Below are 15,423 nucleotides of genomic sequence, written 5' to 3' on the forward strand. Positions count from 1 at the left end.
AGGAGCAAACTAAGTGTCCCAGGATCTGATCCGCGAAACCGCCTGCACCGTCGTCGACAAGCTGCGCTCCGGCGACGTCTCGCCGCTCGAGCTCCTGGACGTGGTGGAGACGCGCATCCAGGAGGTCGACGGCAAGGTCAACGCGCTGCCGACGCTGTGCTTCGATCGCGCGCGGGAGAGTGCGAAGACACTGATGCAGAAGCCGGCCGGTGCGCGCGGGCTGCTCGCCGGGCTGCCGGTGCCGATCAAGGATCTGACCGACGTTGCGGGTGTGTTGAATACGCAGGGCTCGCCGATCTTCAAGGACAACATTCCCGCGAAGTCTGACCTCATGGTCGAGAACCTCGAGGCAAACGGCGCGGTCGTCTACGCCAAGTCGAACACGCCGGAGTTCGGGGCCGGTGCCAACACGTTCAACGAGGTGTTCGGCGCGACGCTCAATCCCTGGGACACGACGAAATCGGCCGCGGGCTCCTCCGGCGGCGCGGCGGTGGCGCTGGCGACCGGCATGGCCTGGCTCGCCCAAGGCTCCGACATGGGCGGATCCTTGCGCAGCCCCGCGGCCTTCTGCGGCGTCGTCGGCATGCGGCCGAGCATCGGCCGCGTCGCGCATACCCCTAAGTCCGGCATCGATCGCAATCTCGGCGTGGTCGGCCCGATGGCGCGCAACGTCGAGGATCTCGCGCTGCTGCTGGATGCCATGAGCGGCGACTATGCCGACGATCCGCTGTCGCTGCCGGCTCCCGCAACCTCATTCCTGTCGGCGGCCCAGGCGGGCAAGCGGCCGAGGCGCATCGCCTATTCGCCCGATCTCGGCATCACCCCGGTCGATCCCGAAGTGAAGGCGATCACACGAAAGGCCGCCGAACGTTTCGCCGAAGCCGGCGCCATCGTCGAGGAGGCGCATCCGGACTGGCGCGAGGCGCATGAATGCTTCCACGTGCTGCGCGCCTTCGACTTTGCGATCACCAAGGCCAATCTGTTGCGCACCAAGCGCGACCTGCTCAAGCCCGAGGTGATCTGGAACATCGAGGAGGGTCTGAAGCTCACAGTCGAGCAGCTCGCGCGCGCCGAGGCGCAGCGCGTCGGCATGACGGCGCGGGCAGTCGAGTTCTTCAAGAGCTACGATCTGTTGCTGACGCCGACCACGATCGTTCCGCCCTTCCCGATCGAGCATCGCTATGTCGCCGAATGCGCCGGCAAGAGGTTCGAAAACTACGTCGAGTGGCTCGGCATCGTCTACGCCATCACGCTGGCCTGCTGCCCGTCTCTCTCCCTGCCCTGCGGCTTCACGGCCTCGGGCCTGCCGGTCGGCGTGCAGGTGGTCGGCGCGCCGCGCGCCGATGCGCAGGTGATTGCCGGAGCGAAGGTGCTGGAGGATATTCTGGGCCTGCGCGGTACGACGCCGATCGATCCGAAGGTGAAGGACTAGCCTCACTCTCGTGTCCCGGACAAGGGGCAGCGCGCCAGCGCTGCGTCGCAGAGCCGGGACACGAGACCTCACCTCCCGCTGGCCGCCTCCAGGCTGGGACGGTTGCTCGGTTCGCTATTTGGCGATCGGGCAGGAGCCGGGATTGGCGCAGCGAGGAGGCGTCGATCGCGTGGTGCCGGTCGCCTCCTCGGAGCTCGGCCCCACCGCCCCGTTCAGAATGACCGAGACACGCCATCGATATGTTGTTTTCGGCGTCAGACCGGAATCCCCAAAGCTCGCGCCTGTCACGTCGCCAACCGCTTGGAACGCACCATCGGGTCCCGCACGCGAAACCCGGTAGGTCGTTCCGTCGTCTCCTGGAGACCAGGCCAGGTCAGCGCCGCTATCCGACGTATCGATCACCGTGAGCGACTGCGGCGCCGATAGCGAGGGCGCGGTCGCGCCGGCGGGCGCCGCGGCAGCGGCCGTGAGCGCATCCAGCATCGCCTTGATCGCCTTGATTTGCGATCCGGACTTCGTCACGTAGCTATCCTGATGGTTGACGTAACTCCACCAATCCCAACAGGCCTGCGGATTGCTTGGCCAGTATGGGCTGGTCTTGGTCTGCGGATAGAGAATGATCATTCGGTTCGTGTCCGCCCACTCATTGTAGCCGGCCTCATCCACGAATCTGCGTCCGATATCGGCGACGTCCTGCTTGCATCCGTGGAGCGCGACGTGGACTCGACACGGACTGCCCTGCTCGCAATCCCTAGGTACGAACACATAGCCGGTATCGCCCATGCTCAGCGCATCGGGCAGATGCGGCGTGGTATAGATCGATTGATCAAAGCTCTTCACCGAACCTGCAAGCTGCGCGGCATTGGGCGGATTCAGGCGGCCGTAAATATGCTGCAGGATGACGCCGGCCTGGTCATAGCCGCATTGGTCGATATAGGGCGCCGTGTTGGCCTTGCAGTCGTTGAGCCCGGGTGCGCCCTGTTTCGCCACGACGAACGAGTGGCCCGCGCCGAGCGTGGCCTGATAGAACAAGTTGCCGCGATTAGCATCCCCCAGATAATGGCGATAGAAATCGGCGGCCGCATCGGTCGCGGCCTTGTCGACGATCGCGTCATTGTAGCCGTGAAAGAGATAGATCTTCTGCCTGCCTACATTGCTGAGAGGGTCGATCTCGCCCGCTGCGGCCTTCGCGTCGGCCTTTGCCGTAAAATCCTTCGGATTCAGATCCGACGCCGGCCCTTTCATGCATGCACCCGTGGCCCGCCGGATCGGCCCCCAGTACCAGGTGACGGCGTCGAACGCGTCCGCCTTTGCGCACCAGTAAGGGCCGCCCGCGACCACACCGACGCCCTTGATCACCGACGACCATGCCGTGCCGAACTGAACGGCCATGAACGCGCCCGACGAAATTCCCGAAATCGAACTCTCACCGATCGGCGCGCGATAGCGCCGCAACCCCTCCGCGGCGCACGATGACACGCCGAGAGCGGTTGTGAAGATCAGGACGCAAATCTGGGCGGCGGTGAATTGCCGCAAAACGGCCACGCGCATGACAGCCTCGCCAAGTCGACCGCAGGAGCAACCTCTGGTATTAGAGATCAAGATCGGAAATCGGCGCAAGCGCAAACAAGCGGCACCAAACGAGAAACCGTCACTTCGGCGTTGTCGGCGCCTCCAGGCTCCGGCTGTAGCGCGACATCGCGAAACAGAAGACGAAGTAGATCGCGGCCACGAAGATGTAGACCTCGACCGAAAACTGCTGCCAGGCGGGATCGATGATCGCGGTCTTCGCCGTCGTCAGCAGGTCGAAGATGCCGATGATCAGCACCAGGCTGGTGTCCTTGAAGAAGGCGATGAAGGTGTTGACCAGCGGCGGGATGACGTGGCGGATAGCCTGCGGCAGGATGATCAGCCGGTGCTTGCGCCAGTAGGACAGGCCGAGCGCGTCGGCGGCTTCATATTGCCCGCGCGGCACGGCCTGAAGCCCGCCGCGGATCACTTCGGCGAGGTAAGCACCGGCGAACAGGATGATCGCGATCTGTGCGCGCAGCAGCTTGTCGATGTTGAATCCGGCCGGCATGAATAGCGGAAACATCACGCTCGCCATGAACAGCAGGCTCACCAGCGGCACGCCGCGGATCAGCTCGACATAGAGCACGCTGAGCGAGCGGATCGCCGGCAGCTTCGAGCGCCGCCCGAGCGCGACCAGGATACCGAGCGGAAAGCCGACAGCGAGGCCGAACGTCGCCAGGATCAGCGTCACGGGCAAGCCGCCCCAGCGGTCCTGCGAGACGAAGGACAGGCCGAGCACGCCGCCCCACATCAGCACGCTGATCACCGCCAGTGCACCGATCCAGAGATAGACCAGCTCGCGCCGCCACAGCGCGCGGCGGGTCGAGAGGTAGTACAGTGCGATGAACAGCACGACCGACAGTGCCGGCCGCCACTGCTCGTCGAACGGATAGGTGCCGAACAGGATGAAGCGATACTTCTCGGGGACGATGGCCCAGCAGGCGCCGAGGCCACGCGCGGCGCGACAGGCGCTGGAATCGTTGGTGGGCGTCAGCCAGACCGCATTGGCGATGCCCCATTGCACGAAGCTGAAAATGCCCTTGGCGAGCAGCACCATTAGCAGAACGGTGATGATCCCATTCGGGATCGAGGAGAACAGGTTCTTGCGCAGCCAGTGCAGCACCGGATTGCCCAGCTGCGGTCGGCGGGCGGTCCGGGGTGCATCGGGGATGTCCGTGATCGCGGTCATGATCAGCGCTCCACCAGCGCGATGCGCGCATTGTACCAGTTCATGAAGAAGCTGATCGAAAGGCTGATGGTCAGGAACACCGCCATGATCAGCGCGATAGCTTCGATGGCCTGTCCGGTCTGATTCAGCGTTGTGTTGGCGATCGAGACCACGTCCTGGTAGCCGATCGCGACCGCGAGCGAGGAGTTCTTGGTCAGGTTGAGATACTGGCTCGTCATCGGCGGCACGATGACGCGCAGCGCCTGCGGCAAGATGATCTGCCGCAGCATGAAGCTGCGACGCAGGCCGAGTGCGTTGGCGGCATCCCATTGCCCGCGTGGCACCGACTGGATGCCGCTGCGCACGATCTCGGCGATGAAGGCGGAGGTGTAGGTCACCAGTGCGATCAGCAGCGCGAAGTATTCCGGCGCGAGCGTCAGCCCGCCGACGAAATTGAAGCCGCGCAGCTGCGGCCACTCGACCGTCCAGGACGCGCCGAGCACCAGCGAGACCGCCGCCGGCACCACGACGATGAGGCCGAGCGCAGACGGCCAGGCCGGCCGCGGCTTGCCGTCGCGCATCTGCTGTGCGACCAACCAGCGACGGAAGAGGAAGAACACCGCACAGCCCAGCACCGCGGTGCCGAGCACCGTGAGTTGCGGCGGACCGAACGGGATCGCAGGCAGGATCAGGCCGCGATTGGACAGGAATATGCCCTCGACGGGCCGCCAGGCGGCACGTGCAGCCGGCAGCGCCTGCATCAGCACGTACCAGAACAGCAGCTGGAGCAGCAGCGGGATGTCGCGGAGCGTTTCAACATAGACCGCGGCAAGCCGCGACAGCAACCAATTGGCCGACAGCCGCGAGATCCCGATCAGGGTGCCGAGGATCGTCGCGAGCACGATACCGATCACGGCGACGCGCAAGGTGTTGGCGACGCCGACGACGAAGGCCCAGAGGTAGGTATCCCCAGGATTGTAGGCGAGCAGGTTGTCGGCAATCGGCATACCGGCCTCACGGCCGAGAAAAGCGAAGCCGGTCGTAATGCGGCGGGCCGACAGATTGGTGACGGTATTGGACCAGAGGAAGGCGATCACTGCGATCGCGATGCCGACCACCAGGACCTGCCAGAACAGGCCCTTCAATTGGTTGCGGCCGAGCACGAAGCGGCGGCGCGGCGGCGGCCTGGGATGATCGGCGGTCACAGCACAAAAATCCTTCGTCGAATGCAGCGGTTTCCGGCGACGCACGTCAACTGTTGCATCGAACTCAGATTCATGCAACAAATGTTTCATGGCCGAGCCCGCGAAATCCTCGCCCTTGAGCGAACTGCGCATCGCATTGCCGTCGCTCCCCCTGCGCTTACAGGAGGTCGGCCGTTTCGTCGCCGCCAACGACTACGATGCCACCACCCGCTCGATGCGCGATCTCGCAGCGGAAGCCGGTGCCGATCCCGCCGCGTTCACGCGGCTTGCGAAAGCGATCGGCTATTCCGGATGGGACGAGCTGCGTGCGGCGCTGACCGAGGCGCGGCGGCCGTCCCAGACCGCGCCCTTCTCCGGCCGCACAAGAGGCCGCCGTCACGGGCCGAACGCCGATGTTACGCTCATCCTCGACAAGCTCGAGGCCGAGGCCGCCGGCCTTCCGCGCATCCCGGCACAGCCGATCGCGGAAGCGGCGCGCGCGCTGCACGAGTCCAAGCGGATCTGGATCGCGGGCTATCGCAGCTGCCGCAGCGTCGCGGAACTCCTGAACTACGAGCTGCGCCTGTTCCGGCCCGAACAGGTGCAGCTCGTCGGCACGTCCGGGCCCGACGACCTCGATCTCGGCGCGTTCCGGCCCAGCGAAGCCGTCATCGTCATCGGCTTCCTGCCTTACACGCATGCGAGCGTCCGCGTCTCGCAGGCCGCGCATCGCAGCGGCGCGACGCTGATCGCGATTGCGGACAGCCTGTCGGCACCGATGGCCGAAGGCGCCGACCATGTGCTGCTGTTCGAGGCAGCCTCCTCGCCCGGCTTTTTCCCCAGTCTCACGGGCGCGATCGCGATCGCGCAGTCGCTCGCGGCGGTCACATTCTCGCTCGGCGGCGCCGCCGCGAAGAAGCGGCTGGAAAACACCGAGGCGCGGCTCACTGCTGCCTCCACCTACGTCCCGGAGAAAGGTTGACCCATGAGCACTCGCACCAGCCGCGTGCTGCATCGCTCGCTGCGCGAAACCCCGCCAAAGGCGATCGGCGGCGAGGGCGTTTATCTCTTCGCCGAGGACGGACGTCGCATCATCGATGCCTCCGGCGGGGCGGCGGTCTCCTGCCTCGGCCACCAGCATCCGCGCGTGATCGCGGCGATGGCCAAGCAGGCGTCCACCCTCGCCTATGCGCATACGGCTTTCTTCTCCTCCGAGCCGGCGGAAGCACTTGCTGAAACACTGGTCGGACACGAGCCCGGCGGGCTCGCCTACGCCTATTTCGTCAGCGGCGGATCGGAGGCGATCGAAGCCAGCATCAAGCTGGCGCGGCAATATTTCATCGAGCGCGGCGAACCGCAGCGGCAGCACTTCATCGCGCGGCGGCAGAGCTATCACGGCAACACGCTCGGCGCGCTCGCCGCCGGCGGCAATGCCTGGCGTCGCGCTCCCTATGCGCCGCTGCTCTCGACCGCTTTCAGCCACGTCACGCCGGCGTTCGCCTATCGCGAGAAGCGCGAGGGCGAGTCGGACGCGCGGTTCGTCGCGCGCCTCGCCGCCGACCTCGAAGCCGAGTTCCAGCGGCTCGGCCCCGACACCGTCGCCGCCTTCCTCGCCGAGCCCGTCGTCGGCGCCACCGCCGGCGCCGTGACCGCCCCGGACGGCTACTTCAAAGCGATGCGCGAGATCTGCGACCGTCACGGTGCGCTGCTCATTCTCGACGAGGTCATGTGCGGCATGGGCCGCACCGGCACGATGCATGCGTGGGAGCAAGAAGGTCTCGCCCCCGACATCCAGGCGATCGCAAAGGGGCTCGGCGGCGGCTATCAGCCGATCGGTGCGATGCTGGCAAGCGGCAAGATCATCGACACCATCCGCGCAGGCTCGGGCGCGTTCCAGCACGGCCACACTTATCTGGCGCATCCCCTCGCCTGCGCTGCGGCGCTCGCGGTGCAGGATGTGATCCGCGAGGATGGCCTGCTCGACCGCGTGAAGGAGCGCGGCAAGCAGCTCGAGCAGCGCCTGACCGAACGCTTCGGCAATCATCGCCATGTCGGCGACATCAGGGGCCGCGGCCTGTTCTGGGCGATCGAGCTGGTCGCCGATCGCGCTACCCGCACCTCGTTCGATCCGGCCCTCAAGCTGCACCAGAAGATCAAGGCGGAGGCCTTTGCCGGTGGCCTCGGCTGCTATCCCACCGGTGGTACCGTCGATGGCGTGCGCGGCGACCACGTGCTGCTGGCACCGCCCTATATCGCCTCGGCGGACGAAATCGACCTGATCGTCGACAAGCTGGGCACGGCCGTCGACAGCGTGTTGCGTAGTGTCAATCAGTGAGGGGAGAGTAGTATGAGGAAAGTGGTTATCGCAGCGGGCCTGCTCGCGGCATCGACGGTGATCGCAGCGGCGGCGACGCTCGATACGGTGAAGAGCCGCGGCACGCTGGTGTGTGGCGTCAGTGCCGGTTTTGCCGGCTTCTCGGCGCCGGACTCGCAAGGCAATTACAGGGGTCTCGACGTCGATTATTGCCGCGCGCTGGCGGCCGGCGTGCTCGGCGATCCTACCAAGGTGCGCTACGTCTCGCTGACGGCTCAGAACCGCTTCACCGCTCTGCAATCGGGCGAGATCGACGTGCTCTATCGCAACTCGACGCAGACCTATTTGCGCGGCGCGACGCTGGGCCTGCGGCAGGGTCCGATCAACTTCTACGACGGCCAGGGTTTTGTCGTGAAGAAGGACCTCGGCGTCAAGGAGCTGAAGGACCTCAAGGGCGCCACCGTCTGCGTCGCGCAGGGCACCACGCACGAGGTCACGCTCGGCGATTACGGCCGCGCCAACGGCATCGACTGGAAGCCCCTGGTGTTCGACCGCGTCGACACAATGTACCAGACCTTCTTCGGCGGCCGCTGCGATGCGATGACCCAGGACGCTTCGGCCCTCGCCGGCGCGGTGACCACGGCCGCGCCGAACGCAGCCGACTACATTGTGCTGCCGCAGACCATCAGTAAGGAGCCGCTCGGACCCTTCACCCGCAACGGCGACGAGGTCTGGAGCGACATCATCGCCTGGCTGCATTACGGCCTGATCGAGGCCGAGGAGCTCGGCGTCACGCAAGCCAATGTCGAGGAGATGACGAAGTCGCAAACGCCTGCGATCCAGCGGCTGCTGGGGGCCAGCGGCGACCTCGGCTCGCGGCTCGGGCTCGACAACAAATGGCTGGTCAAGGCGATCAAGGCCGGCGGCAATTACGGCGAGATTTTCGAGCGCAATGTCGGCAAGGCCAGCCCGCTCAAGCTCGATCGCGGCCTCAACGGCCTCTGGAGCAAAGGCGGCTTGATGTACGCCATTCCGTTCAAGTAAGGGAGTTCACCTCTCCCCGCTTGCGGGGAGAGGTCGGATTGCGCAGCAATCCGGGTGAGGGGGAGTTTCCGCGCGTCCAACTCTCACCTTTTTGTGCCGAGAGAGCCCCTCACCCCCGACCCTCTCCCCGTACGAACGGGGAGAGGGAGAAGAAGCATCGAGCCCCCCATGCGCATCGCCCTTATCCACGCCCTCAAGCATTCCATCGCCCCGATCGAGGCAGCGTTTGCGCAGGCGTGGCCCGAGGCGCGGCTGATGAACCTGCTTGACGACAGTCTCTCGGCGGATCTCGCCCGCGACGGGCAACTCAACGATGCCATGACGGAACGGTTCCTCGCGCTCGGCGACTATGCAGCGGCGACGGGAGCGGATGGAATCCTGTTCACCTGCTCCGCCTTCGGCCCGTGCATCGAGGCCGTCGCGCGCGCGCATGCGTCGATGCCGGTGCTGAAGCCGAACGAGGCCATGATCGACAGGGCGGTGACCATGGGCCGGCGCATCGGCCTGCTCTCGACCTTTCCGCCGACGCTGGCGTCGATGCCGCCCGAGTTTCCCGCCTCCGTCGAGGTGGTGCCGAAGCTCGCCGACGGCGCGCTGGCCGCGCTCGACCGCGGCGACCGCGCCACGCATGACCGGCTGATCGCGGAGGCCTCACGGAGCTTGCGCGATTGCGACGTCATCGCGCTGGCGCAATTCAGCATCGCCGCGACGGCGCCGCTGGTCGCGGAGGCCGCCGGCCGCCCCGTCGTGACCACGCCGGACAGCGCGGTCGAAAAGCTGATGAAGCTGCTGAAGGCGAAGGGTTAAAGCGCGATGCGATTAGGATGGATCGTCATCGCGCTTTAGGTTATTGTTTGAGCATGATCTTTTCGGAAAACCGCCATGCACTTTTCCGGATCATGCTCTAAGCGCCGGCCTTGGTCCGACGTCGCGCATCCTTGATCGCGACCGCAAGCGCAGCCTTCGTCTCGTTGACGAAATCCTCGACCAGCTCCTCGCGCGTGGCATGCGCCGCCTCGCCCGTGAACAGGCCCTGCTCGGCCAGCATCACCACGCCGTGCAGCGCCGCCCAGATCTTGAGCGCCTGCCGTTCGCGCAAATAGCCCACGGCGGGCGCTTCCAGAGCTTCGATGACGAGCGCAAAGGTCTCCCGCGTCGCCTCGTGCAGCTCGCTGCCCTTGGCCGCGCAGGACACCGTGCGCGAGGCGAACATCAGGCGGTAGATGCCATTCCGGCGCAAGCCGAAATCGAGCGTCGCCTGTGCGAGCCGCGAGAGCTTCGATTGCTGCGACGGCTTTGCCATCGCATCACGCAAGAGCGCCGAGAGCTGCCGGAATGCTTGCGCGGTAACGGCGGCGAGCAGCGCCTCGCGGTCGGCAAAATGCCGGTATGGCGCCGGCTGCGAGACCCCGAGCTTCTTGGCAAGCGCCTTGATGCTGATCGCCTCCGCGCCGCCCCGCTCTGCCTCTTGCAGTGCGGCCTCGATCAACGCATCGCGGAGATCGCCATGGTGGTAGGTCTTCGCGGGCTTGCGGGCTGGTCGTGAACGCATGTCGGGGCGAAGCCTACAAGTTCCCGCTTGACAAGGGAAGCCCGCCGCGAATGTAATAGTATATAACTTAAATAGAACCGAGATGAGGAAACGCGCCGCCTTCGCCCTCGCGCGCACACGACCAAGGAAGCCGAGAATGGCAGAGCGACTGAAGGTTCACGTCGATCCCGACAAATGCCAGGGCCATGCCCGCTGCAAGGCGCTCGCGCCGGAGCTTTTCGAGCTCGACGAATACGGCAACGCGCACGAAGCTGGTGACGGCACCGTCCCTCCGGGACTCGAGGACAAGGCCTGGCTTGCGAAATCCAACTGCCCGGAAATCGCAATCGATGTGATCGAGGAATAGTGCGGCCGTTGCCGCCCCGCTGCGTTCAGCGAACACGAGCCAAGGGATTCCCTGCCATGTCCGACGTCGACCAGCCTGTCGCCCATCCGCCCGTCACCGACTGGGTTCATGATTTCGACCACACCGATCCGCAATGGACCGAGGACCCGTTCCCGATCTGGGACGAGCTGCGAGCCGTAAGCCCCGTGGTGCACACGAAACGCTTCCTCGGCTGCTATTTGCCGACGACCTATGAGGCCGTGCGCGAGATCGCCAACGACACCGAGCACTTCTCCTCCCGCCGCATCATCGTCCGCGACGTACGGCCGGAAATCACCAGCAGGAACGCAGCCCCGCCGATCACCTCCGATCCGCCCGAGCACAAGCCGGCCAAGCAATTGCTGCTGCCGCCGTTCACCCCGGACGCGATGAAGAAGCTCGAGCCGCGCGTCCGCGCCATCTGCAACGAGCTGATCGACGACTTCATCGCCGAGCAGAGGGTGGACGCTGCGGCGCGCTACACCAAGCACATCCCGGTTCGGGCGATCGCGCACATGCTCGGTATTCCCGAGAGCGACAGCGACCTTTTCATCAATTGGATCCACATGATCCTTGAGCTCGGCATCAAGGACGAGAGCAAGCTGCTCCAGGCCGTGCAGGAGATGACGGCCTATTTCGGCGGCCACATCGAAGCGCGCAAGAGCAAGCCCACCGACGACCTGATCTCCTACCTGATGAACGCCAGGGACAAGAACGGCAATCCGCTCGAGGACACCCATGTGATGGGCTCGCTGCGCCTGCTGCTGATCGCCGGCATCGACACCACCTGGAGCGCGATCGGCTCCTCGCTCTGGCATCTTGCGAAGACGCCGGCCGACCGCGAGCGGCTAATCGCCGAGCCCGGACTGATTCCAACCGCCGTGGAGGAGCTGCTGCGCGCCTATTCGCCGGTGACGATGGCGCGCGAGGTGGTCAAGGAGACCACGGTGTCCGGCTGTCCGGTCAAGCCGGGCAACATGGTGCTGCTGTCGTTCCCGGCAGCCAACCGCGACCCCACGATGTTTCCGGACGCTGACAAAGTCGTGATCGACCGGCGCGAGAATCGTCACGCGGCCTTCGGCCTCGGCATCCACCGCTGCGTCGGTTCCAACCTCGCGCGCATGGAAATGCAGGTGGCGCTGGAGGAATGGCTGAAGCGGATTCCCGACTTCCGGCTCGATCCGGCAGGCACTGTGACTTGGTCGCAAGGAACGGTGCGCGGCCCCCGCCAGTTGCCATTTTTGCTCGGAAAGGCGATGTAAGGCCTTCCCAAAGGAAGCGGACAGGCCTTTCATGGCGGCGCGACACCAAGCACGCCTCCGCCATGCATCGCCACGAGCACAGGCCATGACCGACGAGACGCCATCCGACAGCAAGCTGACGCGCACCAAGGAGAAGTGGGCGCGCGAGGGCCGCTTTCTCACCGGCAAGATGACACGCCCGGAGGATCAAAGGCTTCCGCCCGGGCAGCACCTCACCAAGGACTGGCCGGTACTCGATCTCGGGGTCACGCCGCCGGTCTCGCGCGAGCGCTGGCGGCTCGACGTCTATGGCGCGGTCGAGACCCCCGCGTTCTGGACCTTTGCCGAATTCGCCGCGCAGAAGCAGTCCCGGTTCACCTCGGACATCCATTGCGTCACGACCTGGTCGCGCTATGACAACGAGTGGGAAGGGCTCGCCACGCGCGAGCTGCTGGTGGCCTGCCAGCCGCGCGAGGATGCCCGCTTCGTCGTGCTGCATTCCTATGACGGTTACACCACCAACCTCGCGCTGGAGGATTTTGCCGCCGAGGACGCGCTGCTCGCCCACAGCTGGTCCGGCCAGCCGCTGACGGAGGAGCATGGCGGCCCGGTGCGGCTGGTCGTGCCGCACCTCTATTTCTGGAAGAGCGCGAAATGGCTCCAGGCCATCGAATTCCTGACCGAGGACGCGCCGGGCTTCTGGGAAGTCCGCGGCTATCATAACCGCGGTGATCCCTGGGCCGAGCAGCGCTATTCGGGCGATTAGGTTCGAGCAAGACGGGGGGAAGCCCATGCCGACGGAACGCTTTCAATTCACCGGCGAAGGCGGCCATCAGCTCGCGGCCGCGCTGGAGCTGCCTGACGGCGAGCCCGCGGCTTTCGCGCTGTTGGCGCATTGCTTCACCTGCGGCAAGGACACGCTGGCGGCCAAGCGCATCTCGGTCGCGCTCGCCGCCAAGGGCATCGCGGTGCTGCGCTTCGACTTCACCGGGCTCGGCTCCAGCGGCGGTGATTTCGCCAATTCGACGTTCTCCTCCAACGTTGCCGATCTCGTGCGCGCGGCCGATCATCTGCGCGAGACCCGCAAGGCACCCTCGATCCTGATCGGCCATAGCCTGGGTGGCACCGCGATCCTCGCCGCTGCCGGACAAATTCCCGAGGCACGAGCGGTGGCCACCATCGCAGCGCCCTCGGATCCCGCCCACGTCACCGGCCTGTTCAGGGAGCATCTCGACAACATCCGCGCGCAAGGCGAGGTCGAAGTCTCGCTCGCGGGACGCCCGTTCCGGATCAAGCGCGAATTCCTCGACGACATCGCCGAGCACGAGCTGATGAAGGACGTCACCGGCCTGCACAAGGCGCTGCTGGTGATGCATTCGCCCGTTGACGATACCGTCGGCATCGACAACGCAACGAAGCTCTTCGTTGCAGCAAGACACCCCAAGAGCTTCGTCTCGCTCGACCATGCCGATCATCTTCTGACCAAGCCTGCCGACGCGCTCTACGCCGCCGACGTGATCGTGGCTTGGGCCAGCCGTTACGTCGATGCAGCGACGCCCGCAAAGGCGATGGATCTGCCGGAGGAGCCGCGGAAGGTCGTGGTGCAGGAGACCCGCAAGAGCAAGTTCAACCAGACCATCATCGTCGGCCCGCATCATCTGGTGGCGGACGAGCCCATTGCAGCCGGCGGCGCGGATGCCGGGCCCGGCCCGTACGATTTCCTGCTCGCCGGCTTAGGTGCCTGCACCTCGATGACCATGCGTCTCTATGCCGACCGCAAGTCGCTGCCGCTCGACCGCGTCACGGTGACGCTGAAGCATTCCAAGATCTACGCCAAGGATTGTGCGGAGTGCGAGACCCGCGAGGGCATGCTCGACCAGATCGAGCGCGACATCGCGATCGACGGCGCCCTCGATGCCGAGCAGCGCAAGAAGCTGATGGAGATCGCCGACAAGTGCCCGGTGCACCGGACGCTGACGTCGGAGATCCGGATCGTGACGAAAGCGGTGGAGTAGCGATGCCCCACTAGAAGCACGACGCCATCGTGCGCACGGCCGCGCTGATCTCGTTTTCGCGCCACGCCGCAAAGCCGAGCAGCAGGCCGTGATCGCGCGGCTTGCCGAGCGCCAGGCTGGACAAGGCGCGCGTTTCGACGCCCGCCTCGACCAGCCGCTTCACCGCCGCCCGATCAGTGCGGCCGCGCTCGAGACGGGCGACGAGCTGGATACCGCCGGGGGGCACTTCGACCAAGAGCATGCCACCGAGATGCCGCTGCAGCTCCTCGACAAGATGATCGCGGCGCGCGTGATAGAGCCGGCGCATGCGGCGCAGATGTGCGAGGAAGTGCCCATCGGCGATGAATTCGGCCAGCGCCTCCTGGATGTGGCTGGCGGCGATCAGTCCCATGTGCTGCTGCGCGATCTCCAAGGTGCTGACCAGCGCCGCCGGCGCGACCAGATAGCCGAGCCGGATGTCCGACCTCATCGCCTTCGAGAATGTGCCGACATAGAACACACGGCCATGGGCATCTAACCCCTGCAAGGCCGGCACCGGCCGGCTGTCGTAGTGGAATTCGCCGTCGTAATCGTCCTCGACGATCCAGGTCCTGCCGGGCCGGCTTGCCGCGAGAAACTCGGTTCGACGGGCTAGCGACATCAACCGGCCGGTTGGGTGCTGATGCGACGGCGTCATGAAGATCAGCCTGGGAGCTCCAAGGCCTGGCATTCGCTGCATGCCCTGTTCATCCAGCCTGATGCCGGTCAGGCGCGCGCCGGATGCGTGAAAGGCAGCCGCCGCGCCAGGATAGCCGGGGTCTTCAACCCATACATGATCGCCCGGTGAAATGAGTGTGGCAGCAATCAAGGTCAGCGCGGCCTGCGCGCTCGGCAGGATCATGATCTGCTCCGCCGTGGCGCGGACGTCCCGGTTCGTCGCCAGATAATTCGTCAGCGCCTCCCGCAGGCGCAGCCGGTTGACCGGTCCCAGCTCGCGCCTGCCCGCATGCACGGCACTGCGGCGCAGGCAGCGTGCCCAGACCTCGTTCGGAAACTCCCTGAAATCGCCCAGCCCCGGGCGCAGCGGTTTGAGCTCCCCCCGATAAGACATCGGCCAGTCGGCCTGCTGGAGCTTCGTAGCCCAAGGCGAGAGCCGCAGTTTGCCGACGCATTCGCCCGCTGCGACGGCGCCCCGTTCGATGCGTTCGTGGCCGTCGATCATGACCACGGGACGGCGGCCATGAGACGCTGCGACATATCCCTCGGCCGCGAGCTGCTCGAACGCGTATGTGACGGTGTTGCGCGAGACGCCGAGATCGCTCGCAAGCCGTCGGCTCGACGGCAGCACGCGGCCTTTGCCGAGGCGGCCGGTCGCGATCAGGCCTCGCAGCTGGTTCGTCAGTTGCGCCACCAGCCCCTCGCCATCGGTCCGCTTCAGCTCGATCAACGCGGAGATCGTCGTGTCGGATACTGGCACTCTCTTCTTCTCCAATCTGGCACTTTTTCAAATGCCAGTCGGGATGCTATCCGGCGGCTCGGACTGCTTCAAGGACCTGCG

General features: G+C 65.6%; 14 protein-coding genes. 9 read left to right on the forward strand and 5 right to left on the reverse strand.

The features are described from left to right. Positions 1-13 precede the first annotated feature (13 nt). Entirely contained in the window at positions 14-1,432 is a 1,419-nt protein-coding gene (locus tag I6F24_RS02430; protein WP_036025722.1) for an amidase family protein, read from the forward strand. A gap of 114 nt (positions 1,433-1,546) precedes the next feature. On the opposite strand, the gene I6F24_RS02435 is transcribed toward I6F24_RS02430, so the two are convergent. The 3 genes from I6F24_RS02435 to I6F24_RS02445 all read right to left on the reverse strand — a co-directional run bounded on the left by I6F24_RS02435 (position 1,547) and on the right by I6F24_RS02445 (position 5,377). Next, a complete protein-coding gene (locus I6F24_RS02435; protein ID WP_050995958.1) occupies positions 1,547-2,983 on the reverse strand; it encodes a hypothetical protein in 1,437 nt (478 codons plus the stop codon). A gap of 100 nt (positions 2,984-3,083) precedes the next feature. After that, positions 3,084-4,193: an amino acid ABC transporter permease gene (locus I6F24_RS02440; RefSeq protein WP_036004866.1), complete on the reverse strand. Its 1,110-nt coding sequence runs from the start codon at positions 4,191-4,193 to the stop codon at positions 3,084-3,086. A 2-nt stretch (positions 4,194-4,195) separates the two neighbouring features. After that, positions 4,196-5,377 carry an ABC transporter permease subunit gene (locus tag I6F24_RS02445; protein ID WP_036004908.1) on the reverse strand — a complete coding sequence of 394 codons (1,182 nt, stop codon included), beginning with the start codon at positions 5,375-5,377 and terminating at the stop codon, positions 4,196-4,198. Positions 5,378-5,465: 88 nt separating this feature from the next. Here I6F24_RS02445 and I6F24_RS02450 point away from each other — a divergent pair, with 88 nt between their 5' ends. The 4 genes from I6F24_RS02450 (at position 5,466) to I6F24_RS02465 (ending at position 9,521) form a co-directional block, all read left to right on the forward strand. Further along, positions 5,466-6,338, forward strand: coding sequence for a MurR/RpiR family transcriptional regulator (locus I6F24_RS02450; RefSeq protein ID WP_074447505.1), 873 nt, complete (start codon positions 5,466-5,468; stop codon positions 6,336-6,338). A gap of 3 nt (positions 6,339-6,341) precedes the next feature. Then, a complete protein-coding gene (locus I6F24_RS02455) occupies positions 6,342-7,691 on the forward strand; it encodes an aspartate aminotransferase family protein (RefSeq protein ID WP_036025726.1) in 1,350 nt (449 codons plus the stop codon). Between the two features lie 12 nt (positions 7,692-7,703). Beyond that, a complete protein-coding gene (locus I6F24_RS02460) occupies positions 7,704-8,714 on the forward strand; it encodes an amino acid ABC transporter substrate-binding protein (RefSeq protein ID WP_036025729.1) in 1,011 nt (336 codons plus the stop codon). Positions 8,715-8,882: 168 nt separating this feature from the next. Next, positions 8,883-9,521 carry an aspartate/glutamate racemase family protein gene (locus I6F24_RS02465; protein WP_036025731.1) on the forward strand — a complete coding sequence of 213 codons (639 nt, stop codon included), beginning with the start codon at positions 8,883-8,885 and terminating at the stop codon, positions 9,519-9,521. 97 nt (positions 9,522-9,618) lie between these two features. On the opposite strand, the gene I6F24_RS02470 is transcribed toward I6F24_RS02465, so the two are convergent. After that, entirely contained in the window at positions 9,619-10,266 is a 648-nt protein-coding gene (locus I6F24_RS02470) for a TetR/AcrR family transcriptional regulator (RefSeq protein ID WP_036025733.1), read from the reverse strand. 136 nt (positions 10,267-10,402) lie between these two features. Between I6F24_RS02470 and I6F24_RS02475 the strand changes: the two genes are divergently transcribed. From I6F24_RS02475 to I6F24_RS02490, 4 genes are all read left to right on the forward strand, one after another. Next, a complete protein-coding gene (locus I6F24_RS02475; RefSeq protein ID WP_018648108.1) occupies positions 10,403-10,612 on the forward strand; it encodes a ferredoxin in 210 nt (69 codons plus the stop codon). Between the two features lie 56 nt (positions 10,613-10,668). Next, on the forward strand, positions 10,669-11,892 hold the full coding sequence (locus tag I6F24_RS02480; RefSeq protein WP_036025735.1) for a cytochrome P450: 1,224 nt from the start codon (positions 10,669-10,671) through the stop codon (positions 11,890-11,892). A gap of 85 nt (positions 11,893-11,977) precedes the next feature. Then, positions 11,978-12,637: a sulfite oxidase-like oxidoreductase gene (locus tag I6F24_RS02485; protein WP_036025737.1), complete on the forward strand. Its 660-nt coding sequence runs from the start codon at positions 11,978-11,980 to the stop codon at positions 12,635-12,637. Between the two features lie 25 nt (positions 12,638-12,662). Then, positions 12,663-13,886 (forward strand): alpha/beta fold hydrolase, encoded by a 1,224-nt coding sequence (locus I6F24_RS02490; protein WP_036025738.1) that lies wholly within the window; start codon positions 12,663-12,665, stop codon positions 13,884-13,886. Between the two features lie 10 nt (positions 13,887-13,896). On the opposite strand, the gene I6F24_RS02495 is transcribed toward I6F24_RS02490, so the two are convergent. After that, complete coding sequence (locus I6F24_RS02495; RefSeq protein ID WP_036025763.1) at positions 13,897-15,342, reverse strand: PLP-dependent aminotransferase family protein; 1,446 nt, start codon at positions 15,340-15,342, stop codon at positions 13,897-13,899. Positions 15,343-15,423 lie beyond the last annotated feature (81 nt).

The organism is Bradyrhizobium sp. BRP23, assembly GCF_020194135.1.
GTDB classification, from domain to species: domain Bacteria; phylum Pseudomonadota; class Alphaproteobacteria; order Rhizobiales; family Xanthobacteraceae; genus Bradyrhizobium; species Bradyrhizobium yuanmingense.